Source organism: Komagataeibacter sp. FXV3, from assembly GCF_015155755.1.
Lineage (GTDB): Bacteria > Pseudomonadota > Alphaproteobacteria > Acetobacterales > Acetobacteraceae > Komagataeibacter.
Map to the genome: position 1 here is coordinate 1 of NZ_VWPI01000085.1, position 1,513 is coordinate 1,513.

The following is a 1,513-nucleotide window of genomic DNA, read 5'->3' on the forward strand; positions in this document are numbered from 1 at the left end:
ACAATGGCTCTGGACATATAACCATGACAGACCCAACATGGGGAACAGCGGGCTAACCCCCGCCCAGAAACTAAAAACAGCTGCCTGAATTCTCATTCAGCACCCCACTAAAAATGGGGGGATTACCGATGGATCGTCGAGATCCCGAAGGATGTTCCGAATTCCACAATACCCTGCGCCTGCATGGCGCGGGCCAGCATGTAAAGAAGCGTGCCTGTTTCGCGTGAGACGGGAAGCCACAGGTCTTTTGCGAGACCGTAGAATTGCACATAGTCAGCCCGGCTGCCGACCAGACGCTGCAACTCCTCTGGGGCCAAGTTAGAAACAGCAGGGCTCGTGGCGGCGTCCGCCTCGGCGAACAGCCGGTCGAGCAGCGGAGCAACAGGTGCGCTCATCAGGGTGAGAGCTTTATCAGGGGTCATGATGTGATCTCTGTTCAGTAACGGGGTTGCTGCGGCACTTTACCTTGCGCACCCCGCAAAAATACGATTGATTCATCGCATTTCCTATTCGCATTCCCCGGAACACCATGACCGATCGCCGCAACCCAAGGATTTCCGTCCGCAAACAGCCAGGCCAAGCGCGTTCGGCCGCACTTGTCGCCACGATTCTGGAAGCGGCTGTTCGTGTTCTGACCGAGGAAGGCGCCACACGCTTCACCACGGCCCGTGTGGCGGAGAAAGCTGGTGTGAGCATCGGTTCGCTCTACCAGTATTTCCCCAACAAAGCCGCCATCCTGTTCCGGCTCCAGACCGACGAATGGCGGGAGACGACCGCAATGCTGCGCAATACGCTTGAAGATGCCGGCAAACCACCTCTGGCGCGTTTGCGAGCACTGACCCATGCTTTCATCCGTTCGGAATGCGCGGAAGCATCCGTCCGTGTCGCACTCGACGATGCCGCTCCCCTCTATCGGGATGCGCCAGAAGCCGCAGAAGTGCGACAGGCGGGAAATAAGATCATCGAACGCTTTATGCGCGAGGCCCTGCCGAACGCCACGAACGACGAGCGCACCCTGGCAGGTGACCTCATCAGGACGACTTTCGGTGCCGTCGGCAAGGCGTTCTCGGAGACACCCCGAAGCGAGACAGAAATCGCAGCCTATGCCGATGCCATGGCCGATATGTTCGAAGCGTATCTGCTCCGGCTCTCTGGAAACATCTGATCGGAATCTGTCATCCGGTTGTTGGCCGCTCTAAATGCGCTAGACCACCTTCGGCTCAGTCAGGCGACCTCCCAAGTCACACTCACGCATTTGTGAAAGTGGACAAAATCGCGCCCCGGTACCTTTTCGTCTGTTTCCTATGTGTTTCCTGCGCGTATATCCCAAACGCAGAAAGCCGCCCTTACGGACGGCTTAACATGCTGATTATATTGGATAAATTTTGGTTGCGGGGGCAGGATTTGAACCTGCGGCCTTCAGGTTATGAGCCTGACGAGCTACCGGGCTGCTCCACCCCGCGGTGGTGAGGGGTGACTGGAAGACCTGGCGGCGACCGACTTTCCCGTGCCT

Annotated in this window: 2 protein-coding genes and 1 tRNA gene; 1 reads left to right on the forward strand and 2 read right to left on the reverse strand. The window is 57.8% G+C overall.

Annotated elements, in window-relative coordinates; genetic code table 11:
* Window positions 1-122: 122 nt before the first annotated feature.
* Window positions 123-422 carry a hypothetical protein gene (locus tag F1542_RS08605; protein WP_227672589.1) on the reverse strand — a complete coding sequence of 100 codons (300 nt, stop codon included), beginning with the start codon at window positions 420-422 and terminating at the stop codon, window positions 123-125.
* Between the two features lie 107 nt (window positions 423-529).
* Between F1542_RS08605 and F1542_RS08610 the strand changes: the two genes are divergently transcribed.
* On the forward strand, window positions 530-1,165 hold the full coding sequence (locus F1542_RS08610; RefSeq protein WP_193732671.1) for a TetR family transcriptional regulator: 636 nt from the start codon (window positions 530-532) through the stop codon (window positions 1,163-1,165).
* Window positions 1,166-1,386: 221 nt separating this feature from the next.
* Here the strand turns inward: F1542_RS08610 and F1542_RS08615 are convergent.
* A tRNA-Met gene (locus F1542_RS08615) sits at window positions 1,387-1,463 on the reverse strand.
* Window positions 1,464-1,513 lie beyond the last annotated feature (50 nt).